This window comes from Pseudomonas sp. IT-P253, from assembly GCF_949768125.1.
GTDB lineage: Bacteria > Pseudomonadota > Gammaproteobacteria > Pseudomonadales > Pseudomonadaceae > Aquipseudomonas.
This window is the reverse complement of record NZ_CATKPT010000015.1, coordinates 64,198-85,217: the sequence shown is the minus strand read 5'-3', so window position 1 is coordinate 85,217 and position 21,020 is coordinate 64,198. Positions and strand designations below refer to the sequence as shown.

The following is a 21,020-nucleotide window of genomic DNA, read 5'->3' as shown; positions in this document are numbered from 1 at the left end:
GCCCTTGTAGGAGCGAGGCTTGCCCGCGAAGAACGATAACGCGGTTAATCCGGCAAACCGCGTCACGGCTTTCGCGGGCAAGCCTCGCTCCTACAAGTGCCGTCACTCTGGCGTCAAGATTCACACAGTGACCATTCGGCGCCTTCTGGTCTTAGTTGACGTGCTAGTCAGACTTTTCCTCTATTCTCAGCTCAAGGATATCGACAGTAATCACTGGATCGAGACAGTCCTCCCGTGGGGGCTGAATACCGGATCTACCGAGGGTCGCCGCCATGTCGCGCAACCTCTGCCTCACCCGTCAATGCCTGGGCCTAGTGACCCGTATCGAATGTGCCATCCGCCCATTGGCGGGAGATACGGGCATGTGGACCTTGCTTTTCGCTGCCGGAATGGCCGGCGAACAACCTTCAGCCATCAAGGCCCAAGGCCCGTTTCACGGTCCTTTCGTGGCAGAGTCGATTCTCGACACTATTGTTGAAAGCCTGACGCTGCACGGCTATGAGCTGGCCGATGATCCGCAAATCTGGTGCCTGCATCTTCAAGCCCAGTTGCGGGAAATCAACGGTGGCCGGTGCCGCACACTCGGCGGCTCCTGATTCCGCGCCCGGATTGCCGAGCCGCTATTGGTCAAGGTGGGAGGTATCGGCCTTGTCGAGTTTGACCTCGAAACCATATTGCACGGTGGTGAGATTGGTTCGTTGATAGGTTTCCAGTCGGCTGGGCTGTCCGTAGAAGTAGTGCACGCTGAACAGGGCCGGGCCTTGGGCGCTGGCATCGTGCCTGACCGACAGAATCTCCTTTAGATAATTGTCGCTGTCGTCCTTGGCGAAAAACCGCCAGTCCTGGGCGGGAAACAGCTTTTGATTAGCCACCAGCGCATTGCCTTTGAGTTCCAGGCCCTTGGGCAGTTGGTGGGCGTCGATTGTTTTTTTCTCAATCGTGGCCAGGAACAGTGGCATGGAGCCTACCGCGTAGGCTGGCGTTTCCGGGAACAGGTTCAGGTCGTAGGTAATGGTGCCGCGCAGTGGATCGATCTGGTAGCCCTCTGGTGGCAATTCGATAGGCTCATTGCGTTTGCCGTTGCTGTCCTCGGTGAAGAAACTGACCGGACTGTCGCCAGGGTTGACGGACGTGCCGAGCAGCTCATCATTGAAGCTTCTGGGGTGATTGAACTCGATACGGGCGGCACTCGGGTCATCGACTGACTGGCTGATGCTGACACTTTTCTTCAGTTGCTCCTCACCCAGTGTTGCTCCCTTGAGCCAGATCGGGGCCTGATCGTCGTACACCACTACCGGCAGCGACAGTGGTTGAATGGTTTTCTCCGTGGTGCTGCTGTCGAAGTGCCGTATCGGCAGGTTCAGGTCTTTGCGGGTCACCGTGGCGGTTGAAAAATCCAGCACGCTGACTTCGAGCGTGTCGATCAGTCCATTGAAATACACCTTGGTGTAATGGTGGTTCTGTTGCTTTTCAAAGGCGCGCTGTTCTTCATCAATCTGTTTTTCGAACGCTTCGCTCCAGGTCTTCTGTTGCTGCATTTTCGCCAGTTGTTTTTGATAAAAGGCAATTTGGGTGGCGGTTTCGTTGATCGAGCCTGAGCGTGAGAGGAATTGCCCGGTGGTGTCTTTGGCCTGGACGACCAGCGGGTTCAGCGGCGTGTCGCTGACCTCGGGCGCCAGCGGTGCACTGTTGTTGAATTCGACTTCGGCGTAATTGTTTGCAAGTTTCAGCAGAGTGACGCTGAGGTTGTCGTTGGTGCGAGTCTGGCCAACATCCTTTTTCGTCAGGTCGAAGCTGTAGAGTCTGCGCGGGGCAATGACTTCTACTTTGCCTTGCAGGCTGACGGGTTGTGGCTGGCTTTTCTTGTCGACCTGCAGGCCATCGATGAAGGGGTAGGTCACCGTCAGATCGTCGGGGTTGGTCAGGTTGGAGCTCGACGGGCTCAGCTGAATGCCTGGATCGGTTTCCGACCATTCCGGCTGGAACGCAATCACGCGTTTGTTGCTCAGGGTTACCGACTGCCATTCCAGGCCGTGGGGAAACAGAAATGCGGCCGGAATACTGAAGTTGAAGGGGAATACCGGTTCCAGGTCAGTCAGGTAATCAGAGCTGGAGTCTTTGTGAAGCACGAACAGACCGTTAATGTACGTGTCGACCAGGGCCTGTGGGGTGGGGTAGTGCTTCAGTACGGCGAGTACATCTTCACCGTATTCGGTTTCCACCGGTTTGCTGTCAAGCTTGAGCTGCGCACGTTCGAGCAACAACAGTGAACCACCGAGCTCGGCGACGGCATCCTTGAGCTTCGGATCCGTAATCGCGTCCAGGGATTTTTCGAACTGTGCGGTTTTTTCCTCAAGGCTGGGCGGGCGCTTCTCGTCGCTGGGTGAGCAGCCGCTGATCAGCAGGACCAGGCAAAGTCCGGCGCTCATTAAAGGCAATCGCACATCCATTTCCAGTCTTCCTGTCCGATGTCGCTGAGCTGTCAATACTTTGGACACTAGCAGAAAAACCTTGTCACACACGCGCAGGTGGCGGATTTCCCGATGGTTTCTGGAGGGTAACTGGCCGCTGTTATACTCGCGGCCATTTCCAGCCTACCTGTGAGATTCAATGGAACGCTTTATCGAAAATACAATGTACGCCTCCCGTTGGCTGTTGGCGCCGATCTACTTTGGCTTGTCCCTGGGGTTGCTGGCCCTGGCGCTGAAATTCTTCCAGGAAGTGTTTCACGTCATTCCTGGCGTCTTTTCGATGGCCGAGTCAGAACTGATTCTGGTGCTCCTGTCGTTGATCGACATGGCGCTGGTGGGTGGTTTGCTGGTGATGGTGATGATTTCCGGGTATGAGAACTTTGTCTCTCAACTGGACATCGATGAAAGCAAGGAGAAACTCAACTGGCTCGGCACCATGGACTCGTCTTCATTGAAGATGAAAGTGGCCGCGTCCATCGTGGCGATTTCGTCCATTCACCTGCTGCGGATTTTCATGGACGCTAAAAACGTCGATCCCGAGCATCTGAAGTGGTACGTGATCATTCACATGACTTTTGTAATCTCGGCGTTTGCCATGGGTTATCTGGATAAGCTGACCAAGCACTGATCTACACAACCCCTGTGGGAGCGAGGCTTGCCCGCGATGGCATCACCTCGGTCTGACGATAAACCGCGGTGATGCCATCGCGGGCAAGTCTCGCTCCCACAGGGGGATTTGCTCGAACCGGACGGGCGGTGTCGTTTCTGGCTTGTACTTTGATGCGCTGAGGCTTATGCCTGTAAGTATCTTGGCTCGACACTGTATGAGGTGCCTACATGAACTTCGAAGAGTTGCGTGCTTATGCCATCGCCGGGAAGGTCGATGAGCTGAACCTGATCTCCATGGAAGGCGGGATCTACCTGCTGGAGGCACGCATGCATGGTGCTGCGTATCCTTTGAGCGACGCCCATGGCCAGGTGTTTCACCTGCGCTCGGTCGAGCATGCACGTGAAGTGATTCATGCCTTCCCCACCTTGCCATTCAATCTGGTGCATACCTCGGTTCATGACGAAATGTGCGGGCTTGTTGCCAATGCAGAGGAAAGCCTGAAGGTGCCGATCGCCTTCCGTTCTGTCTGGCAGCGCTGACGCCTCTCATCAGTGCGATGACATCTGTGCTAGTCTGCTGGCCCTTTTGGTTCCGGGCGCTCCGGGACGCGCTGTGCACGCACGGCAAGTTCCTGGGCCGTCCGCACAGCGGAGCAGTGTCATGTCCGAAGTAAATCTGTCCACCGACGAAACCCGCGTCAGCTACGGTATTGGCCGTCAGCTCGGCGACCAACTGCGCGACAACCCGCCACCGGGCGTTAACCTGGACGCGATCCTGGCAGGTCTGACCGACGCTTTCGCCGGCAAGCCAAGCCGTGTGGGGCAGGAAGAAATGTCCGCGAGCTTCAAAGTGATTCGCGAAATCATGCAAGCTGAAGCGGCGGCGAAAGCTGAAGCGGCTGCGGGTGAAGGCCTGGCCTTCCTGGCTGAAAACGCCAAGCGTGACGGCATCACCACCCTGGCTTCGGGCCTGCAATTCGAAGTGCTGACTCAAGGTGAAGGCGCCAAGCCAACCCGTGAAGATCAAGTACGCACTCACTACCACGGCACCCTGATCGACGGCACTGTTTTCGACAGCTCCTACGATCGTGGTCAGCCTGCAGAATTCCCGGTTGGCGGCGTGATCGCTGGCTGGACCGAAGCCCTGCAACTGATGAACGCCGGTAGCAAATGGCGTCTGTATGTGCCGAGCGAACTGGCTTACGGCGCTCAAGGCGTTGGCAGCATCCCGCCGCACAGCGTTCTGGTATTCGACGTCGAACTGCTCGACGTTCTGTAACCCAGAAGCCCTGTAGGAGCGAAGCTTGCTCGCGATGCTGGTGACTCGGTTCAATGATTGGACCGCGTCGATGCCTTCGCGGGCAAGCCTCGCTCCTACAAGGGTTGGTGTTACTCATATTTCGATCTTGTGGTTCAGTTCGCTGGTCGGGCGCAATGCCCGGGCATAGCAGAACAGAAACAGATTGCGCACCAGTTCCTTGAGCACTACCGGCTCGCTGGAACTCAAGCCGCTGACGTCCAGGTCACCCTGATCCTGCAGCTCGTTCAAGGCTTCTTCTTCAAGCACCGCACAGACTGCCCCTGTTTCCCGATGCAGGATCCTGAGGTAAGGATGTGGACGGTCCAGCCAGGCATCGATCAAATAAGTCATGTCTGATCTCCATTGATTTAGATTTCAATGAGAATAATTCTTATTCGTTAATTAGCAAGTGGCTATTGGCGGCTCGCGCTTTTTTCTGGATGAAGATTGCGTGGGGTGAAAACGACTTGTGTTTGGCTATTGCGAGGTAATGCTGGGCGAAGCAGGGGAGGGAGAAGCACCATCCCACGCCGGGCGCGGGATGGAATACAGCAGATTCAGACTTTTCTGACGAACTCGGACTTGAGCTTCATCGGGCCGATGCCGTCAATTTTGCAATCGATGTCGTGGTCGCCATCGCACAGGCGGATGTTCTTGACCTTGGTGCCGACCTTGACCACCAGCGATGTGCCTTTGACCTTGAGGTCCTTGATCACGGTGATGGTGTCGCCGTCCTGCAGGACGTTGCCGACCGAATCTTTTTTCACGGTGTCATCGGACGCCACTTCGGCTTCGCCACTGGCGGACCATTCGTGGGCGCACTCGGGGCAGATCAGCTGCGCGCCATCTTCATAGGTGTATTGGGAATTGCATTTTGGGCAGGGTGGCAACGTGCTCACTAAAGCTCCTTGGATTCAGAATCGCTAAAAAGCGCACATTATATAGGGTTTTAGCTGGAAGAGGGCGGAGCGCTGACGAACCTGTGGGAGCGAGCTTGCTCGCGATGGCGGATTAACCTTCAACATAGTTGTCGACTGTCAGTCCGCTATCGCGAGCAAGCTCGCTCCCACAGGGGATAGTAGTTCTTAGTGCGTGCGGGCTACCGCAAATTCGCTCAACTCTACCAATGCATCGCGGTATTCGCTGGCAGGCAGCACGTCGAGGCAGGTGATCGCATGGGCCACATATTGCCGTGCAAGCTGCGCGGTGTAGTCCAGCGAACCCGAGGCCTCCACGGCTTCGCGGATGCTTTCCAGGTCTTCGATGCCGCCTTTCTGGATTGCTTTGCGCACCAAAGCCGCTTGCTCGGGTGTGCCTTCGCGCATGGTGTAGATCAGCGGGAGGGTCGGCTTGCCTTCGGCCAGATCGTCACCGACATTCTTGCCCAGGGTTTGCGCATCGCCTTTGTAGTCCAGTAGGTCGTCGACCAGCTGGAAGGCTACGCCCAGGTGGTCGCCAAAGGTGCGCAGGGCTTCGGCCTGTTCCGCAGTGGCTTCGCAGAGGGCGGCAGCACTGTGGGTCGAGGCTTCGAAGAGCATCGCGGTCTTGCCGCGAATGACTTCCATATAGGTTTCTTCGGTGGTGCTGGCGTCACGAACCTTGGACAGCTGCAACACTTCGCCTTCGGCGATGATGCGCGTGGCTTGCGAAAGGATCTTCATCACCGGCATCGAGCCCAGTTCGACCATCATTTCGAAGGAACGCGAATACAGGAAGTCGCCTACGAGGACACTTGGCGCGTTGCCCCACATGGCGTTGGCGGTCGAGCGGCCACGGCGCATGCCGGACATGTCGACCACGTCATCGTGCAGCAGGGTGGCGGTGTGCAGGAACTCAATGGTCGCGGCCAGCAGGCGCAGGTCATCGCCTTCGCGGCCCAGGGCCTTGCCACACAGCAACACCAATAAAGGACGCAGGCGTTTACCGCCGGCCGAGGTAATATAATCGCCGATTTTCGAAACCAGCGGCACTCGGGAAGTCAGCTGCTTCTTGATGATGCCGTCGACGGCGCTAAAATCGTCCGCCACCGCGCGGTAGAAAGCTTGGGGTTGCATCAGCGACAGTTGCTCCAGAAGGGTTGCGCGGCATGCTAGGACCCACGTCGGCGGGTGTCAAGGCACGATGGACGGCCTCTTGCATCGCCTCGGCAGCTTGCGTACAATCGCGCACCCTGAACTTCCTGGGCAGCACCTGCCTTACGCAATTGCAAACAGGCCTTCCAGCCCAATGCAGCCATGCCAGCCAATACCTCTTCTTATAAAGAGCTGGGTGAGCAGGATTATCGGAGAAATACCATGTCGTACGCAGTAATTGTTACTGGTGGCAAGCAATACAAGGTCGCCCCAGGTGAATACCTGAAGATCGAGAAACTGGAAATCGCTACCGGCGAATCCGTTACTTTTGATCGCGTTCTGTTGGTCGCCAATGGCGATGACGTGAACATCGGCGCTCCAGTTGTTGCTGGCGCTACCGTTGTGGCTGAAGTGATCTCCCAAGGTCGTCACGATAAAGTCCGCATCATCAAGTTCCGTCGTCGTAAGCACCACATGAAGCGTATGGGCCACCGCCAGTGGTACACCGAGATCAAAATCACCGGTATTCAGGCTTAATTTCAGCCTAATTCCTCACTAGGAGAATTGACTCATGGCACACAAAAAAGCTGGTGGTAGTACCCGTAACGGTCGCGACTCAGAAGCCAAACGCCTTGGCGTGAAGATGTATGGCGGCCAGGTTATCATTCCGGGCAACATCATCGTGCGTCAGCGCGGCACCCAATTCCACGCAGGCTACGGCGTTGGCATGGGCAAAGATCACACTCTGTTCGCTAAAATCGACGGCGTGATCAAGTTTGAAGTAAAAGGCGCCTTCGGTCGTCGTTACGTAAGCATTGTCCCGAAGACTGAAGTCGTCGCGGCATAATTACGTAGTTGCTGGAAAAGCCCTGTCTCGCGACGGGGCTTTTTCGTTTGTGGGGTGAGTCTCTTGCAAAGCTGTTTGTAATGGGCTCCAGCGCTGGATTTGCGGTCGTTGATTGAGGTCGCTGCGCTCATTTTTGCAAGAGTCTTATGTCTTAGTGTTTTTCGGCTCGTCCGTATGACGAGAGGCGTTTTGTTATGAAGTTTGTTGATGAAGTATCGATTCGAGTAAAGGCCGGCGACGGCGGTAACGGTTGCATGAGTTTCCGTCGCGAAAAATTCATTGAAAACGGTGGCCCGAACGGTGGCGACGGTGGTGATGGCGGCTCGGTCTACATGATCGCCGACGAAAACCTCAACACCCTGGTGGACTACCGTTACACCCGGCACTTTGATGCCGAGCGCGGTTCCAACGGCGGCAGTACCGACTGCACCGGCAAGAAAGGTGAAGAGCTGGTGCTGCGCGTTCCAGTCGGCACGACTGTTATCGACTCCGCTACTCAGGAAGTCATCGGCGACCTGACCAAGGCCGGTCAGCGTCTGCTGGTTGCCCATGGCGGCTGGCACGGTCTGGGCAACACCCGTTTCAAATCCAGTACCAACCGTGCTCCGCGTCAGACCACTCCGGGTAAGCCGGGTGAGGCGCGTGACCTCAAGCTGGAAATGAAGGTGTTGGCAGACGTTGGTCTGCTGGGCTTGCCGAACGCTGGCAAAAGTACCTTCATTCGTTCCGTTTCGGCTGCCAAGCCGAAAGTCGCCGACTACCCGTTCACCACGCTGGTGCCGAACCTGGGTGTGGTCTCGGTCGACCGCTGGAAAAGCTTCGTGGTCGCGGACATTCCGGGCCTGATCGAAGGCGCTTCCGATGGTGCGGGCCTGGGGATTCGCTTCCTCAAGCACTTGTCGCGTACTCGTTTGCTGCTGCACCTCGTCGATATGGCGCCGCTGGACGATGCCAGTGCTCCGGATGCTGCTGAGGTGATCGTCAGTGAATTGACCAAGTTCAGCCCGTCCCTGGCTGAGCGTGATCGTTGGTTGGTATTGAACAAATGCGACCAGATCCTTGAAGAAGAGCACGATGCTCGCGTCAAGGAGATCGTTGATCGCCTTGAGTGGACTGGCCCGGTCTACGTGATTTCGGCCATCTCCAAGCTGGGCACTGAGCGTCTGTGCCATGACATCATGCGTTACATGGAAGATCGTGCCGATCGCCTGGCGAATGACCCGGCTTACAAGGAAGAGTTGGCCGACCTCGATCAGCGCATCGAAGACGAAGCCCGTGCCCAGTTGCAGGCGCTGGATGACCAGCGTGCCCTGCGCCGCAGCGGCGTGAAGTCGGTCCATGACATCGGTGACGACGATTGGGATGAAGAAGACGTGGATGACGAAGACGGTCCGGAAATCATTTACGTACGTGACTGATCTGTAGGAGCGAGCTTGCTCGCGAAGGGTGTCAACGATGACGCGTGCATACTGGATGAGCGCGGCGCCCCTGAACCCTTCGCGAGCAAGCTCGCTCCTACAGGCGGTGTTATCATCGCTGGCACGCCGGCTCACTAGGCGCCGCTCAATTGAGCGGCGTTTTAGTATCTGGAAATCGGTAGTCACGAATAACGTTACGGGCAGCGCTGGGTCGTGCTGTCCTCAAGCTAAGGTTGAAGATGATGCGGAGCAAGGTGGCAGGTGCGCAGCGTTGGGTTGTGAAGATCGGCAGCGCATTGCTGACGGCGGACGGCAAGGGCCTGGATCGCGCGGCAATGGGTGTCTGGGTTGAACAGATGGTGGCCTTGCATGAGGCGGGTGTCGAGCTGGTACTTGTGTCCTCCGGGGCCGTGGCTGCGGGCATGAGCCGTCTGGGGTGGACCGTACGACCCAGCGCGATGCACGAGTTGCAGGCCGCTGCCGCCATCGGTCAGATGGGTCTGGTGCAGGCTTGGGAGTCAAGCTTTGCCGAGCATGGCCGGCACACCGCGCAAATTCTCCTGACTCATGATGATCTGTCTGATCGCAAGCGCTACCTGAATGCTCGTAGCACCTTGCGTGCGCTGGTTGAGCTGAAGGTTATCCCGGTGATCAACGAGAACGACACCGTGGTCACCGACGAGATCCGGTTCGGCGACAACGACACGCTTGCAGCGCTGGTGGCGAACCTCGTCGAGGCTGACTTGCTGGTGATCCTTACGGATCGTGATGGCATGTTCGACGCCGATCCGCGCAACAACCCTGACGCCAACCTGATTTACGAAGCGCGCGCCGATGATCCGGCGCTGGATGCGGTGGCGGGGGGTACTGGTGGAGCCTTGGGGCGCGGCGGGATGCAGACCAAATTGCGTGCGGCGCGTCTGGCGGCTCGTTCGGGTGCTCATACAATTATCGTCGGCGGGCGCATTGAGCGTGTGCTGGATCGCCTGAAAGCGGGTGAGCGCATTGGTACATTGCTGTCGCCGGAGCGTGGCATGTTGGCGGCGCGCAAGCAGTGGCTGGCCGGGCATCTGCAAACCCGCGGCACGCTGGTGCTGGATGCGGGGGCGGTGACGGCGTTGTCCCAGGGCAACAAAAGTTTGCTGCCGGTCGGCGTCAAACTGGTCCAGGGCAGCTTCCGTCGCGGCGAAATGGTGGTGTGCGTGGCGGCGGACGGTCGTGAAATAGCTCGCGGACTGGCCAATTACAGTGCTCTGGAAGCGCAAAAAATCATCGGTCAGTCGTCAGAGGCGATTGTCGGTCTGTTGGGTTACATGGCTGAGCCGGAGCTGGTTCACCGCGATAACCTGATTCTGGTTTGAAGGAATGCCTGAATGCGCGTAGCAAAAGGATTGTTGGGCTTGTTGTTGGCGATGCCGCTGCTGGCCTCGGCCGAGGAGATTGGTCAGGTGTCGACGGTGTTCAAATTCGTCGGCCCGAACGACCGTATTGTTGTCGAGGCGTTTGATGATCCGAAGGTCGAGGGTGTGACCTGCTACCTGTCGCGAGCCAAGACTGGCGGTGTGAAGGGTGGTCTGGGGTTGGCTGAGGATCGTGCTGAAGCGTCTATTGCTTGTCGTCAGGTCGGGCCGATCAGCTTCAAGGGTGAGCTCAAGGACGGTGAAGAGGTGTTCAAGGAGCGCACTTCGCTGGTGTTCAAGACCATGCAGGTGGTGCGGTTCCTCGATAAAAAGCGCAATACGCTGGTGTATCTGGTGTACAGCGATCGCTTGATCGAAGGCAGTCCGCAGAATGCGGTGACGGCAATTCCGATCCTGCCGTGGACGCACGGCCAATAACCTGACGAAGATCCAAAATGTAGGAGCGAGCTTGCTCGCGAAAAAACCAGAGCGCGCCGCGTTTCGTCAGGTGGCGCGCGTAAACATTGGCGACCATCGCAAGCAAGCTTGCTCCTACAGGCAGGCAATAAAAAACCGACCCTAGGGTCGGTTTTTTAACAAGCTTATCGCTTATGCGGCAACAGCAAGGTTCAGAGCCTTGACGTGACCGTTCAGGCGGCTCTTATGACGAGCAGCCTTGTTCTTGTGGATGATGCCTTTATCGGCCATACGGTCGATAACTGGCACGGCCAGAACGTAAGCAGCTTGAGCTTTTTCAGCGTCTTTTGCGTCAATGGCTTTAACTACATTCTTGATGTAGGTACGAACCATGGAACGCAGGCTGGCGTTGTGGCTGCGACGCTTCTCAGCCTGTTTTGCACGTTTTTTGGCGGAAGGTGTGTTGGCCACCGTCGAGCTCCTCGAAAGACTTTTTAGGAAATAGCAAACAAAATAGGCCGCGAATCATGCCGATGAGTTGATGTCTTGTCAAGGGCGGTTGAGACGTTCCGCTAAGTGGTAGGTATAAAGAGGCGGGATATTTATTTCCGGCGCTTGACCTGTAAACTCGCGAGCTTTGGCTCTGTGCTGCTGCGGCGCGGAGTATCGCATAAGTAGGCGCTTTGTTCGCCTGCTGTTTATCGACAGGCACAAACTCTTTCAATGAATCTGCTCAAATCGTTGGCCGCCGTCAGCTCTATCACAATGATTTCCCGGGTTTTGGGGTTCGTTCGTGACACGCTCATCGCGCGTATATTTGGCGCCGGAATGGCGACCGACGCATTCTTCATCGCCTTCAAACTGCCCAATCTGCTGCGGCGAATCTTCGCCGAAGGTGCATTCTCCCAGGCATTCGTACCGATTCTTGCCGAATATAAAAGCCAAAAAGGTGAAGAAGCGACGCGAACGTTCGTTGCGTATGTCTCGGGCCTGCTGACGCTGGTGCTGGCGTTGGTCACCGCATTGGGCATGCTCGCTGCGCCGTGGGTCATCTGGGCCACGGCGCCCGGGTTCACCAATACCCCGGAAAAATTCCAGCTGACCTCCAGTTTGTTGCAGGTGACTTTCCCTTATATTTTGCTGATCTCCCTGTCTTCATTGGCCGGTGCGATCCTCAATACGTACAACCGCTTCTCGGTGCCGGCCTTCGTGCCGACACTGCTCAACGTCAGCATGATCATCTTCTCGGTGTTCCTGACGCCGTACTTCGATCCGCCGGTCATGGCCTTGGGCTGGGCTGTTCTGGCGGGCGGCCTGGCGCAATTGCTTTACCAGCTGCCGCACCTGAAAAAGATCGGCATGCTGGTGCTGCCGCGCCTGAATCTGCGCGACAGCGGCGTCTGGCGGGTGATGAAACAGATGCTGCCGGCGATTCTCGGGGTGTCCGTGAGTCAGATTTCGCTGATCATCAACACCATTTTCGCCTCATTCCTGGTGGCGGGTTCCGTGTCCTGGATGTACTACGCCGACCGCTTGATGGAGTTGCCGTCGGGCGTGCTCGGTGTGGCGTTGGGCACGATTCTGCTGCCGACGCTGGCCAAGACTTACGCCAGCAAGGATCGCCATGAGTACTCGCGAATCCTCGATTGGGGCCTGCGCCTGTGCTTCGTGTTGGTGTTGCCGTGCTCGCTGGCGTTGGGGATCCTGGCCGAGCCACTCACTGTTTCGCTGTTCCAGTACGGCCAGTTCAGTGCGTTTGATGCGTCCATGACCCAGCGAGCGCTGATCGCTTATTCGGTTGGTTTGTTGGGAATTATCGTGATTAAAGTGTTGGCGCCGGGCTTTTATGCGCAACAAAACATCCGCACGCCGGTAAAAATTGCAATTTTCACCCTGATCGTCACCCAGTTGTTCAACCTGGTGTTGATTGGTCCGCTGGCCCATGCCGGCCTGGCCCTGGCCATCAGCGCCGGTGCCTGCATCAACGCCGGGCTGTTGTTTTATCAGCTGCGCAAGCAGCAGATGTACCAGCCACAACCGGGCTGGGCGAAGTTCGGCGCCAAACTGGTGGTCGCTGTTGTTGTGATGTCCGCGGTCCTGCTGGGCGCGATGCACTTCATGCCCGCTTGGGATCAAGGGCGCATGCCTGAACGCTTTTTACGTCTGGGTGCTTTGGTCGTCGCAGGTGTGGTGGCATATTTCGGTATGCTGGCGTTGATGGGCTTCCGGTTGCGCGACTTCAATCGCAAGGCCTTGAGCTGAGGTCGTTACCTCGATAAACGCGGGCGGGCCGGCGGTTTGGTCGGCTCGATCACTTTGGTTACGGTGTTGCCTGTCGTCGGCCGCCGGGTGTGGTTATAATCGACCACTTTATGAGCAAGAAGCGCGTTATGCAGCTGGTTCGAGGCCTCCACAATCTGCGCCCCCAGCATCGGGGCTGTGTCGCCACTATTGGCAACTTTGACGGTGTTCACCGTGGCCACCAGGCGATCCTGGCGCGTCTGCGTGAACGTGCGATCGAGTTGGGCGTGCCCAGCTGCGTGGTGATTTTCGAGCCGCAGCCTCGGGAGTTCTTCGCTCCGGACACCGCGCCTGCTCGTCTGGCCCGGCTACGGGACAAGCTGCAGCTGCTGGCCGTCGAAGGTGTCGACCGGGTCCTGTGCCTGGCCTTCAACCAGCGCTTGAGCAAGCTCAGCGCCAGCGAGTTCGTCGATACCATTCTGGTGGACGGCCTCGGCGTGCAGCACCTGGAGGTCGGTGACGATTTCCGTTTCGGCTGTGACCGGGCAGGAGATTTCGATTTCCTGCAACATGCAGGCATCGTTCAGGGCTTTACCGTCGAAGCGGCACAAACTGTCGAGCTGGACGGTATTCGCGTCAGCAGCACCCAGGTCCGCAATGCCCTGGCCGCTGCTGATTTTGCCTTGGCCGAGCGCCTGCTTGGTCGACCGTTCCAGATTTCTGGGCGGGTGCTGCATGGCCAGAAGCTGGCGCGCCAACTGGGTACGCCAACCGCCAACATACAACTCAAGCGGCGTCGCGTGCCGCTGACCGGGGTTTACCTGGTCAACGTCGACATCGACGGCAAGACCTGGCCAGGCGTCGCCAACATTGGCGTGCGACCCACGGTCCAGGGAGATGGCAAAGCCCACCTCGAAGTGCACCTTTTAGATTTTGCCGGCGATCTGTATGACCGGCGTTTGACGGTGGTTTTCCACCACAAGCTGCGTGAAGAGCAGCGTTTCGCCTCTCTGGAGGCGCTTAAGACGGCGATCAATGCGGATGTCGCCGCCGCCCGTGCCCTGTCGCACCTAGCGCCAATCGCTAATGAAGAGCCTTAAATGACCGACTATAAAGCCACGCTAAACCTTCCGGACACCGCCTTCCCAATGAAGGCCGGCCTGCCTCAGCGCGAACCGCAGATTCTGCAGCGCTGGGACAGCATTGGCCTGTACGGTAAGTTGCGCGAGATTGGCAAGGATCGTCCGAAGTTCGTACTTCACGACGGTCCTCCGTACGCCAACGGCACGATTCACATCGGTCATGCGCTGAACAAGATTCTCAAGGACATGATCATCCGCTCGAAAACCCTGTCGGGTTTCGACGCGCCTTATGTTCCGGGCTGGGACTGTCATGGCCTGCCGATCGAGCACAAAGTTGAAGTGACCCACGGCAAGAACCTGGGCGCGGACAAGACCCGCGAACTGTGCCGTGCCTACGCGACCGAGCAGATCGAAGGCCAGAAATCCGAGTTCATCCGTCTGGGCGTGCTGGGCGACTTCGCCAACCCGTACAAGACCATGGATTTCAAAAACGAGGCCGGTGAAATCCGTGCCTTGGCTGAAATCGTCAAAGGCGGCTTCGTGTTCAAGGGCCTGAAGCCTGTGAACTGGTGCTTCGACTGCGGTTCGGCCCTGGCGGAAGCGGAAGTCGAGTACGAAAACAAAAAGTCCTCGACCATCGACGTGGCCTTCCCGATTGCCGATGAAGCCAAGCTGGCTGCCGCTTTCGGCCTGCCTTCGCTGGGCAAGCCTGCTTCGATCGTGATCTGGACCACCACCCCGTGGACCATCCCGGCCAACCAGGCGCTGAACGTTCACCCGGAATTCAACTACGCCCTGGTCGATGTCGGCGACAAACTGCTGGTGCTGGCTGAAGAGCTGGTCGAATCGTGCCTGGCGCGTTACAGCCTGGAAGGCTCGGTCATCGCGACCACCACCGGTAAAGCGCTGGAACTGATCAACTTCCGTCACCCATTCTACGATCGCTTGTCGCCGGTTTACCTGGCCGATTACGTCGAACTGGGCGCTGGCACTGGCGTGGTTCACTCCTCGCCGGCCTATGGAGTAGACGACTTCGTGACCTGCAAGAAGTACGGCATGGTCAACGATGACATCATCAATCCGGTACAAAGCAACGGCGTTTACGTACCGTCGCTGGAGTTCTTCGGCGGCCAGTTCATCTGGAAAGCCAACCCGGCCATCGTCGACAAACTGACCGAAGTCGGTGCGCTGCTGCACACCACCACCATCGAACACAGCTACATGCACTGCTGGCGTCACAAGACCCCGTTGATCTACCGCGCCACTGCGCAGTGGTTTATCGGCATGGACAAAGAACCTGTGACCGGCGATACGCTGCGCAAGCGTGCGATCAAAGCCATCGAGGACACCAAGTTCGTCCCGGCCTGGGGTCAGGCGCGCCTGCACTCGATGATCGCCAACCGTCCGGATTGGTGCATCTCCCGTCAGCGCAACTGGGGCGTGCCGATTCCGTTCTTCCTGAACAAGGAAAGCGGTGAGCTGCACCCACGTACCGCCGAGCTGATGGAAGAGGTCGCCAAGCGCGTCGAAGTCGAAGGCATTGAAGCCTGGTTCAAGATGGACGCTGCCGAGCTGCTCGGCGATGAAGCGCCGCAATACGACAAGATCAGCGACACGCTGGACGTCTGGTTCGACTCGGGCACCACGCACTGGCACGTCCTGCGCGGTTCGCACCCGATGGGCCACGAGACCGGTCCACGCGCCGACCTGTACCTGGAAGGCTCCGACCAACACCGTGGCTGGTTCCACTCGTCGCTGCTGACCGGTTGCGCCATCGACAACCACGCGCCATACCGCGAGCTGCTGACCCACGGCTTCACCGTCGACGAGTCCGGTCGCAAGATGTCCAAGTCGTTGGGCAACGTGATCGCGCCGCAAAAGGTCAATGACACCCTGGGCGCCGACATCATGCGTCTGTGGGTGGCTTCCACCGATTACTCGGGTGAAATGGCGGTTTCCGAGCAGATCCTGCAGCGCAGTGCGGACGCCTACCGGCGTATCCGTAACACCGCGCGCTTCCTGCTCTCCAACCTCACCGGTTTCAACCCGGCCACCGACATCCTGCCGGCGGAAGAAATGCTCGCCCTCGACCGTTGGGCCGTGGACCGTACCCTGCTGCTGCAACGCGAGCTGCAAGAGCACTACAGTGAGTACCGTTTCTGGAACGTCTACTCCAAGATCCACAACTTCTGTGTGCAGGAGCTGGGCGGTTTCTACCTCGACATCATCAAGGACCGTCAGTACACCACTGGCGCCAACAGCAAGGCTCGCCGTTCGGCGCAAACCGCGCTGTATCACATCTGCGAAGCGCTGGTGCGCTGGATCGCACCGATCCTGGCATTCACGGCCGACGAGCTGTGGGAGTACCTGCCGGGTGAGCGTAACGAATCCGTGATGCTCAACACCTGGTACGAAGGCCTGACCGAACTGCCGGAAGGCGTCGAGCTGGATCGCGCCTACTGGGAGCGGATCATGGCGGTGAAGGTCGCGGTCAACAAGGAAATGGAAATCCAGCGCGCGGCCAAGGCCGTCGGTGGCAACCTGCAAGCCGAAGTGACGTTGTACGCCGAAGAAGCGCTGAGTGCCGACCTGGCCAAGCTGAGCAATGAACTGCGTTTCGTGCTGATCACCTCGACGGCTACCGTTGCACCGTTCGCGCAGGCCGCGGCCGATGCCGTGGTCACCGAAGTCAGCGGTCTGAAACTGCAAGTGGTCAAGTCGAGCCACGCCAAGTGCGCCCGTTGCTGGCACTGCCGCGAAGACGTCGGCGTGAACCCGGAGCATCCGGAAATCTGCGGTCGGTGCGTCGACAACATCAGCGGCGCTGGCGAGGTTCGTCACTATGCCTAATGCCGTTGGCCGTTTTGGACGGCTGAGCTGGCTCTGGTTGAGTTTGCTGGTCCTGGTCATCGACCAGGCCAGCAAGTTCTACTTTGAAGGCTCGCTGAGCATGTACCAGCAAATCGTGGTGATCCCCGATTACTTCAGCTGGACCCTGGCTTACAACACAGGCGCGGCGTTCAGTTTCCTGGCCGACAGCTCTGGCTGGCAGCGCTGGCTGTTTGCCCTGATCGCGGTAGTGGTCAGTGCGGTGCTAGTGGTATGGCTCAAGCGTCTGGGCCGCAAAGAAACCTGGCTGGCGATTGCGCTGGCCCTGGTGCTCGGTGGCGCGCTGGGCAATCTGTATGACCGCATTGCCCTGGGCCATGTGATCGATTTCATTCTGGTGCATTGGCAGAACCGCTGGTACTTCCCGGCGTTCAACTTTGCCGACAGTGCGATTACTGTAGGTGCTGTAATGCTTGCATTGGACATGTTCAAAAGTAAGAAGACCGGAGAAACCGTTCATGACTGAACAGGTATTGGCTGAGCAACGCATCCGCCAGAACACGGAAGTCACCTTGCACTTTGCATTGCGCCTGGAGAACGGCGACACCGTCGACAGCACGTTCGACAAAGCCCCGGCGACCTTCAAGGTTGGCGACGGTAACCTGTTGCCAGGTTTCGAAGCTGCGCTGTTCGGCTTCAAGGCTGGCGACAAGCGTACACTGACGATTCAGCCGGAAAACGCCTTTGGCCAGCCGAACCCGCAGAACGTGCAAATCATCCCGCGCTCGCAGTTCAAGGACATGGAACTGTCGCCTGGCTTGCTGGTGATTTTCAACGATGCGGCGAATACCGAGTTGCCCGGCGTGGTTAAAGAATTCGATGACGAGCAAGTGACCATCGACTTCAACCACCCGCTGGCTGGCAAGACATTGACCTTTGACGTCGAGATCATCAACGTCAAATCGCTGTAACTGACCCGCTTTTTGTAGGAGCGAGCTTGCTCGCGATGATCGCTAACGATAACGCGTTCTTTCTGGATTAACGCGGTGTCCTTAAGTCCATCGCGAGCAAGCTCGCTCCTACAGGGCAAGACACGAGGCACAGCATGCAAATCAAACTCGCCAACCCCCGTGGCTTCTGCGCCGGCGTGGACCGTGCGATCGAAATCGTCAATCGCGCCCTGGAAGTCTTCGGGCCGCCGATCTATGTGCGCCACGAAGTGGTTCACAACAAGTTTGTCGTCGAAGACCTGCGCGCGCGCGGGGCGATTTTCGTCGAAGAGCTGGATCAGGTGCCGGACGATGTGATCGTGATCTTTAGCGCCCACGGTGTTTCCCAGGCGGTACGTACCGAAGCCGCTGGCCGTGGCTTGAAAGTGTTCGACGCGACCTGCCCGCTGGTGACCAAAGTGCACATCGAAGTCGCGCGCTACAGCCGTGACGGCCGTGAATGCATCCTTATCGGCCATGCCGGTCACCCGGAAGTCGAGGGCACCATGGGCCAGTACGATGCCAGCAATGGTGGGGCGATTTACCTGGTCGAAGATGAGAAAGACGTTGCCGCGCTTCAGGTGAACAATCCTGGAAAACTGGCGTTCGTGACCCAGACCACCCTGTCCATGGACGATACGAGTCGCGTCATCGACGCCCTGCGTATGCGCTTCCCGGCGATCGGTGGCCCGCGCAAGGACGACATCTGCTACGCCACGCAAAACCGTCAGGACGCCGTCAAGCAACTGGCCGACGAATGCGACGTGGTATTGGTGGTTGGCAGCCCGAACAGTTCCAACTCCAATCGCTTGCGTGAACTGGCAGAGCGCATGGCCACCCCGGCCTATCTGATCGATGGCGCCGAAGACCTGCAAAAGAGCTGGTTCGAAGGTGTCGAGCGCATCGGCATTACCGCTGGCGCCTCCGCACCGGAAGTCCTGGTGCGTGGCGTGATCCAACAGTTGCATGCCTGGGGCGCAACCGGCGCCGATGAACTGGCCGGTCGCGAGGAAAACATCACGTTCTCCATGCCTAAAGAGCTACGCGTCCGTTCGCTGCTCTGAATTTTCTTCTCTCGCGCATAACGCCTGTGCAGTTTTTTTGCTGCGCAGGCTGACGCGGCCGTTGGAGGCCAGTACCACCTGGAACTCGCTTACCGGTTCGCGGGTTGCGCAAATGTGCAACGTCCCTGATTGAAACCCACCATGCAGCGGTTCGCCCAAATGGCTGAATCGTACGGATGTCTTCACATATTGATTGCCGAAAATCGGCACCCGATTGCCGCTCCTGCGTTCGACTAGCAGCGGATTGCTGCTGTCGTCCTGTCCCTTGCCATTAACATCCAGAATGATCCGCCAGCCCTGGCTCCAGTCATCGTTTATCCCGTGAATGACGACGGCCTGATTGCGGGCAATCGCCTCGCTCCTGGCACTGCGCATCCCACTGACCAGAGACCTCGCCGCCTCCTCGCGATGGTTCGTTTCCTTGAGTGTTGCGAGCGCCGGACTGACCAACAGCAGAACAATCCCGACAATTGTCAGTCCCATGAGCAGTTCGATCAGGCTGAAACCTTGTTGACGCATGACATGTCCCTCCTTGGAACGTGGCGACCCGCGCGATCCGGCGCGAGTAATGGCAACACAAGCGAACATCTGCCGGGTCGAATGTTCTGCGTGTAGATGCAGGTATAGCCGACGGCTACGGAGGGCACTGATGGATCATCGTACAAAAGGTTTCACGCTGATCGAGTTGCTGGTCACGCTCGCGGTCTTTTTGATCCTGATCACCCTGGCCGTTCCGGCATTCACCCGCTCGGTACAAAGCACCAAGGCCGACACCGAGATCGGCGACTTGCAACGAGGTTTGAATTTTGCCCGGCTGGAAGCGATTGATCGCGGCGTTACCACCCGGGTTCGCCCCACGCTTGGCGGTAGTGTCTGGACCGGGGAGGTGACGGTCTATGGCGGTACTGGCACACCGGCCAATGTATTGCGGGTTGTTCCAGCGATGAGCAGTGGCGCAACTCTGACACTAACCTCAGGCGTGACCGCCATCGATTTCAACAATCTCGGCGGTTTGTCGGCACCGTCCGAGGCGGTGGTGATCAGTTATGTATTGGGGGCGCAAAGCAGGACGCTGAACGTGTGTCTTAATGGACGAATTCTATTGGGTGGAAGTTGCGGATGAGGGAAGGGAGCAAGCGTGCACAGGAGGGCATGACGCTGATCGAAGTCCTGGTGGCGTTGGTGATTCTGAGCGTTGGGCTGTTGGGGGCGGCGGCGATTCAGCTCAATGCGCTGAAGTACACTGACAGCTCGCGGATGAGCAGCCAGGCGAGTTTTATCGCCTACGACATGATGGACCGCATTCGCGCCAACTCCGGTGCCGATTACACCGTCACACCACCGACCTCGGGCAACCTGAGCGTCGCTCGGGATCAGGACCTCTACGACTTCACCTCCAACATCGTCAATTTCCTCGGCACCAGCGCCACGGGCAGCGTGACCCTCAATCAGCGCGTGTACACCATCACTATTACCTGGGACGACTCAAGAGCAGCCAATACCGCCGACTCCCGTCGCAGCTTTGTCCTGACCAGTCGCGCTACCGTCGACCCGGTGTCGACGCCATGAACCGGTCCGGCAAAGGTTTCGGCCTGATCGAATTATTGATCGCCCTGGCATTGAGTTTGGTCGTGGTTCTGGGCGTGGCGCAGATATTCATTGCGGCCAAGAACACCTACGTCAGTCAGAACGCCTCGGCCAGCATGCAGGAAGATGCGCGTTTTGTGCTGAGCAAACTGATTCAGGAAATCCGCATGGTGGGGATGTTCGGGTGCCTGGGGGCGATCACTGATGCAAGCGCCGGAGGGAGCTTCAGTGCCAGCCAGACAATGCCGATCAGTTGGGACAACACCCGCCTCAAACTGACCCTGGTGACCGCCGATGTCGGTGGGAGCGGCGGGGCGCCGACCTGGACGGTGGTGTCCGATTGTCGAAACGCGGCAACGGCTTATTCCAATGCGCAGGCTCCCGGGTCGGGACAACTGGCGTTTCCGATTCGGCGACTGGTGTACAGCCTCAAGAACAATCAGCTGACGATGAGCGTCGGCATCGGCACACCCATTCCAGCGGTGTTGGTCGACAACGTCAGTGCCTTCGACGTGAGCTTCGGCCTCGCCGCTTCGGCCACCGATGTCGCTGCTTCCAGCTACAGCACCAACCCATCGGACCCGGCGCGAATCCGCAGCGTGCGACTGACCTTGACGCTCACTGACCCGAACAAACGGGTGCGTGATCAAACTTTCAACGTGGTTGCTGCGTTGCGCAACCGCTTGCCATGAGA

24 protein-coding genes are annotated in these 21,020 nt (G+C 58.1%); 18 read left to right on the top strand and 6 right to left on the bottom strand.

The annotated features are described in order from the left end of the window. Positions 1–272 precede the first annotated feature (272 nt). The gene (locus ACM6IR_RS10455) at positions 273–596 is read left to right on the top strand and encodes a hypothetical protein (RefSeq protein ID WP_414907639.1); all 324 of its coding nucleotides are present in this window, start codon (positions 273–275) and stop codon (positions 594–596) included. A gap of 24 nt (positions 597–620) precedes the next feature. Here ACM6IR_RS10455 and ACM6IR_RS10450 read toward each other — a convergent pair whose 3' ends face one another. Then, positions 621–2,450, bottom strand: a complete 1,830-nt coding sequence (locus tag ACM6IR_RS10450; protein WP_414907638.1) for a hypothetical protein — start codon at positions 2,448–2,450, stop codon at positions 621–623. Between the two features lie 160 nt (positions 2,451–2,610). Here ACM6IR_RS10450 and ACM6IR_RS10445 point away from each other — a divergent pair, with 160 nt between their 5' ends. The 3 genes from ACM6IR_RS10445 to ACM6IR_RS10435 all read left to right on the top strand — a co-directional run bounded on the left by ACM6IR_RS10445 (position 2,611) and on the right by ACM6IR_RS10435 (position 4,359). Next, positions 2,611–3,099 carry a TIGR00645 family protein gene (locus tag ACM6IR_RS10445; protein WP_414907637.1) on the top strand — a complete coding sequence of 163 codons (489 nt, stop codon included), beginning with the start codon at positions 2,611–2,613 and terminating at the stop codon, positions 3,097–3,099. 209 nt (positions 3,100–3,308) lie between these two features. Beyond that, positions 3,309–3,620, top strand: coding sequence for a DUF6482 family protein (locus tag ACM6IR_RS10440; protein ID WP_414907636.1), 312 nt, complete (start codon positions 3,309–3,311; stop codon positions 3,618–3,620). Positions 3,621–3,741: 121 nt separating this feature from the next. Further along, the gene (locus tag ACM6IR_RS10435) at positions 3,742–4,359 is read left to right on the top strand and encodes an FKBP-type peptidyl-prolyl cis-trans isomerase (RefSeq protein ID WP_010467525.1); all 618 of its coding nucleotides are present in this window, start codon (positions 3,742–3,744) and stop codon (positions 4,357–4,359) included. A 114-nt stretch (positions 4,360–4,473) separates the two neighbouring features. Here ACM6IR_RS10435 and ACM6IR_RS10430 read toward each other — a convergent pair whose 3' ends face one another. The 3 genes from ACM6IR_RS10430 to ACM6IR_RS10420 form a co-directional block, all read right to left on the bottom strand. Continuing rightward, the gene (locus ACM6IR_RS10430; RefSeq protein ID WP_414907635.1) at positions 4,474–4,731 is read right to left on the bottom strand and encodes a hypothetical protein; all 258 of its coding nucleotides are present in this window, start codon (positions 4,729–4,731) and stop codon (positions 4,474–4,476) included. Positions 4,732–4,937: 206 nt separating this feature from the next. After that, the gene (locus ACM6IR_RS10425; RefSeq protein ID WP_414907634.1) at positions 4,938–5,279 is read right to left on the bottom strand and encodes a zinc ribbon domain-containing protein YjdM; all 342 of its coding nucleotides are present in this window, start codon (positions 5,277–5,279) and stop codon (positions 4,938–4,940) included. A 186-nt stretch (positions 5,280–5,465) separates the two neighbouring features. Next, positions 5,466–6,434 carry a polyprenyl synthetase family protein gene (locus tag ACM6IR_RS10420; RefSeq protein WP_414907633.1) on the bottom strand — a complete coding sequence of 323 codons (969 nt, stop codon included), beginning with the start codon at positions 6,432–6,434 and terminating at the stop codon, positions 5,466–5,468. A 240-nt stretch (positions 6,435–6,674) separates the two neighbouring features. Here ACM6IR_RS10420 and rplU point away from each other — a divergent pair, with 240 nt between their 5' ends. From rplU to ACM6IR_RS10395, 5 genes are all read left to right on the top strand, one after another. Beyond that, a complete protein-coding gene (gene rplU / locus ACM6IR_RS10415; RefSeq protein ID WP_003176051.1) occupies positions 6,675–6,989 on the top strand; it encodes a 50S ribosomal protein L21 in 315 nt (104 codons plus the stop codon). 34 nt (positions 6,990–7,023) lie between these two features. After that, positions 7,024–7,299: a 50S ribosomal protein L27 gene (gene rpmA, locus ACM6IR_RS10410; RefSeq protein ID WP_017340859.1), complete on the top strand. Its 276-nt coding sequence runs from the start codon at positions 7,024–7,026 to the stop codon at positions 7,297–7,299. Positions 7,300–7,493: 194 nt separating this feature from the next. After that, positions 7,494–8,717, top strand: a complete 1,224-nt coding sequence (gene cgtA, locus ACM6IR_RS10405) for an Obg family GTPase CgtA (protein WP_201116282.1) — start codon at positions 7,494–7,496, stop codon at positions 8,715–8,717. A 242-nt stretch (positions 8,718–8,959) separates the two neighbouring features. Beyond that, positions 8,960–10,078, top strand: coding sequence for a glutamate 5-kinase (proB, locus tag ACM6IR_RS10400; RefSeq protein WP_414907645.1), 1,119 nt, complete (start codon positions 8,960–8,962; stop codon positions 10,076–10,078). 12 nt (positions 10,079–10,090) lie between these two features. After that, the gene (locus ACM6IR_RS10395; protein WP_414907632.1) at positions 10,091–10,555 is read left to right on the top strand and encodes a CreA family protein; all 465 of its coding nucleotides are present in this window, start codon (positions 10,091–10,093) and stop codon (positions 10,553–10,555) included. A gap of 171 nt (positions 10,556–10,726) precedes the next feature. Here ACM6IR_RS10395 and rpsT read toward each other — a convergent pair whose 3' ends face one another. Then, positions 10,727–11,005 (bottom strand): 30S ribosomal protein S20, encoded by a 279-nt coding sequence (rpsT, locus tag ACM6IR_RS10390; RefSeq protein WP_008154937.1) that lies wholly within the window; start codon positions 11,003–11,005, stop codon positions 10,727–10,729. A gap of 252 nt (positions 11,006–11,257) precedes the next feature. Here rpsT and murJ point away from each other — a divergent pair, with 252 nt between their 5' ends. The 6 genes from murJ to ispH all read left to right on the top strand — a co-directional run bounded on the left by murJ (position 11,258) and on the right by ispH (position 18,739). Continuing rightward, entirely contained in the window at positions 11,258–12,796 is a 1,539-nt protein-coding gene (murJ, locus tag ACM6IR_RS10385; protein ID WP_414907631.1) for a murein biosynthesis integral membrane protein MurJ, read from the top strand. A 128-nt stretch (positions 12,797–12,924) separates the two neighbouring features. Beyond that, positions 12,925–13,875 (top strand): bifunctional riboflavin kinase/FAD synthetase, encoded by a 951-nt coding sequence (ribF, locus tag ACM6IR_RS10380; protein ID WP_414907630.1) that lies wholly within the window; start codon positions 12,925–12,927, stop codon positions 13,873–13,875. Continuing rightward, the gene (gene ileS, locus ACM6IR_RS10375; protein ID WP_414907629.1) at positions 13,876–16,707 is read left to right on the top strand and encodes an isoleucine--tRNA ligase; all 2,832 of its coding nucleotides are present in this window, start codon (positions 13,876–13,878) and stop codon (positions 16,705–16,707) included. After that, entirely contained in the window at positions 16,700–17,212 is a 513-nt protein-coding gene (gene lspA, locus ACM6IR_RS10370; RefSeq protein WP_414907628.1) for a signal peptidase II, read from the top strand. Before ileS ends, lspA begins: the two co-directional genes overlap by 8 nt. 7 nt (positions 17,213–17,219) lie before the next feature. Next, positions 17,220–17,657, top strand: a complete 438-nt coding sequence (fkpB, locus tag ACM6IR_RS10365; RefSeq protein ID WP_177333623.1) for an FKBP-type peptidyl-prolyl cis-trans isomerase — start codon at positions 17,220–17,222, stop codon at positions 17,655–17,657. A gap of 134 nt (positions 17,658–17,791) precedes the next feature. Next, a complete protein-coding gene (gene ispH / locus ACM6IR_RS10360) occupies positions 17,792–18,739 on the top strand; it encodes a 4-hydroxy-3-methylbut-2-enyl diphosphate reductase (RefSeq protein ID WP_414907627.1) in 948 nt (315 codons plus the stop codon). Here the strand turns inward: ispH and ACM6IR_RS10355 are convergent. Beyond that, complete coding sequence (locus tag ACM6IR_RS10355; RefSeq protein ID WP_414907626.1) at positions 18,716–19,258, bottom strand: GspH/FimT family pseudopilin; 543 nt, start codon at positions 19,256–19,258, stop codon at positions 18,716–18,718. The genes ispH and ACM6IR_RS10355 overlap by 24 nt on opposite strands. 130 nt (positions 19,259–19,388) lie before the next feature. Here ACM6IR_RS10355 and ACM6IR_RS10350 point away from each other — a divergent pair, with 130 nt between their 5' ends. From ACM6IR_RS10350 to ACM6IR_RS10340, 3 genes are read left to right on the top strand one after another with little or no spacing between them, the layout of a single operon-like run. Continuing rightward, positions 19,389–19,862, top strand: coding sequence for a GspH/FimT family pseudopilin (locus tag ACM6IR_RS10350; RefSeq protein WP_414907625.1), 474 nt, complete (start codon positions 19,389–19,391; stop codon positions 19,860–19,862). Beyond that, positions 19,859–20,308, top strand: a complete 450-nt coding sequence (pilV, locus tag ACM6IR_RS10345) for a type IV pilus modification protein PilV (protein ID WP_414907624.1) — start codon at positions 19,859–19,861, stop codon at positions 20,306–20,308. The genes ACM6IR_RS10350 and pilV overlap by 4 nt, the downstream gene beginning before the upstream one ends. Next, positions 20,305–21,018: a PilW family protein gene (locus ACM6IR_RS10340; RefSeq protein ID WP_414907623.1), complete on the top strand. Its 714-nt coding sequence runs from the start codon at positions 20,305–20,307 to the stop codon at positions 21,016–21,018. Before pilV ends, ACM6IR_RS10340 begins: the two co-directional genes overlap by 4 nt. Positions 21,019–21,020: the final 2 nt, after the last annotated feature.

Coding starts and splice junctions, on each gene's coding strand:
- ACM6IR_RS10455 (WP_414907639.1), top strand. CDS start 273: ATGTCGCGCAACCTCTGCCTCACCCGTCAATGCCTGGGCCTAGTGACC.
- ACM6IR_RS10450 (WP_414907638.1), bottom strand. CDS start 2,450: ATGGATGTGCGATTGCCTTTAATGAGCGCCGGACTTTGCCTGGTCCTG.
- ACM6IR_RS10445 (WP_414907637.1), top strand. CDS start 2,611: ATGGAACGCTTTATCGAAAATACAATGTACGCCTCCCGTTGGCTGTTG.
- ACM6IR_RS10440 (WP_414907636.1), top strand. CDS start 3,309: ATGAACTTCGAAGAGTTGCGTGCTTATGCCATCGCCGGGAAGGTCGAT.
- ACM6IR_RS10435 (WP_010467525.1), top strand. CDS start 3,742: ATGTCCGAAGTAAATCTGTCCACCGACGAAACCCGCGTCAGCTACGGT.
- ACM6IR_RS10430 (WP_414907635.1), bottom strand. CDS start 4,731: ATGACTTATTTGATCGATGCCTGGCTGGACCGTCCACATCCTTACCTC.
- ACM6IR_RS10420 (WP_414907633.1), bottom strand. CDS start 6,434: ATGCAACCCCAAGCTTTCTACCGCGCGGTGGCGGACGATTTTAGCGCC.
- rplU (WP_003176051.1), top strand. CDS start 6,675: ATGTCGTACGCAGTAATTGTTACTGGTGGCAAGCAATACAAGGTCGCC.
- rpmA (WP_017340859.1), top strand. CDS start 7,024: ATGGCACACAAAAAAGCTGGTGGTAGTACCCGTAACGGTCGCGACTCA.
- cgtA (WP_201116282.1), top strand. CDS start 7,494: ATGAAGTTTGTTGATGAAGTATCGATTCGAGTAAAGGCCGGCGACGGC.
- proB (WP_414907645.1), top strand. CDS start 8,960: ATGCGGAGCAAGGTGGCAGGTGCGCAGCGTTGGGTTGTGAAGATCGGC.
- ACM6IR_RS10395 (WP_414907632.1), top strand. CDS start 10,091: ATGCGCGTAGCAAAAGGATTGTTGGGCTTGTTGTTGGCGATGCCGCTG.
- murJ (WP_414907631.1), top strand. CDS start 11,258: ATGAATCTGCTCAAATCGTTGGCCGCCGTCAGCTCTATCACAATGATT.
- ribF (WP_414907630.1), top strand. CDS start 12,925: ATGCAGCTGGTTCGAGGCCTCCACAATCTGCGCCCCCAGCATCGGGGC.
- ileS (WP_414907629.1), top strand. CDS start 13,876: ATGACCGACTATAAAGCCACGCTAAACCTTCCGGACACCGCCTTCCCA.
- lspA (WP_414907628.1), top strand. CDS start 16,700: ATGCCTAATGCCGTTGGCCGTTTTGGACGGCTGAGCTGGCTCTGGTTG.
- ispH (WP_414907627.1), top strand. CDS start 17,792: ATGCAAATCAAACTCGCCAACCCCCGTGGCTTCTGCGCCGGCGTGGAC.
- ACM6IR_RS10355 (WP_414907626.1), bottom strand. CDS start 19,258: ATGCGTCAACAAGGTTTCAGCCTGATCGAACTGCTCATGGGACTGACA.
- ACM6IR_RS10350 (WP_414907625.1), top strand. CDS start 19,389: ATGGATCATCGTACAAAAGGTTTCACGCTGATCGAGTTGCTGGTCACG.
- pilV (WP_414907624.1), top strand. CDS start 19,859: ATGAGGGAAGGGAGCAAGCGTGCACAGGAGGGCATGACGCTGATCGAA.
- ACM6IR_RS10340 (WP_414907623.1), top strand. CDS start 20,305: ATGAACCGGTCCGGCAAAGGTTTCGGCCTGATCGAATTATTGATCGCC.